The organism is Burkholderia sp. MSMB1826 (assembly GCF_001526325.1).
In the GTDB taxonomy this organism is placed as follows: Bacteria; Pseudomonadota; Gammaproteobacteria; order Burkholderiales; family Burkholderiaceae; genus Burkholderia.
Map to the genome: position 1 here is coordinate 1 of NZ_LOYN01000025.1, position 597 is coordinate 597.

Here is a 597-nt window from a genome sequence, read left to right on the forward strand (position 1 = left end):
CGTACGTGCCGCGTGCGGCCAGGCCGTCCGACACTTCGCGGAATGCCGACTGGATCGCCTTCTCGTAGTTCGCGATCTCGATGCGCTTCTGCACGTTCGCGAGATCGAGATTGGCGATGTTCTGCCCACCCTCGAAGATCGGCAGCGCGATGTTCGGCGCGAACGACCACGCCGCCGTGCCGGCCTTGAACAGGCCGCCCAGCGTCGGGCTCGCGGTGCCGAACGCGGCCGTCAGCGAGATCTTCGGGAAGAATGCCGCGCGGGCCGCGCCGATGTTCGCGTTCGCGGCCAGCAGCGTCTGCTCGGCCTGCATCACGTCCGGACGGCGCGTGAGCAGATCCGACGGCAGCCCGGCCGGCACGTCCGTCAGCAGGTTCTGCGCATCGAGCGGCAGGCCCGCCGGCAGATCGTCCGGCAGCGGCTCGCCGATCAGCAGCACCAGCGCGTTCAGCGCCTGCGCGCGCGCACGCGCCTGCGCCTGCTGGTTCGCGAGCGCCGTCTCGACCACCGTCTGCGCCTGGCGCAGCTCGAGCTCGGAGCCCGTGCCGTTGTCGAACTGCAGCTTGGTCAGGTCGTACGACGCCTGCGCGGTCTTCA

1 protein-coding gene is annotated in these 597 nt (G+C 70.2%); it reads right to left on the reverse strand.

Going from position 1 to position 597, the window contains the following annotated elements; all coding sequences use genetic code 11:
* The coding region (locus WS95_RS16135) for a TolC family protein (RefSeq protein ID WP_179950202.1) at window positions 1–597 on the reverse strand (597 nt) is incomplete at both ends.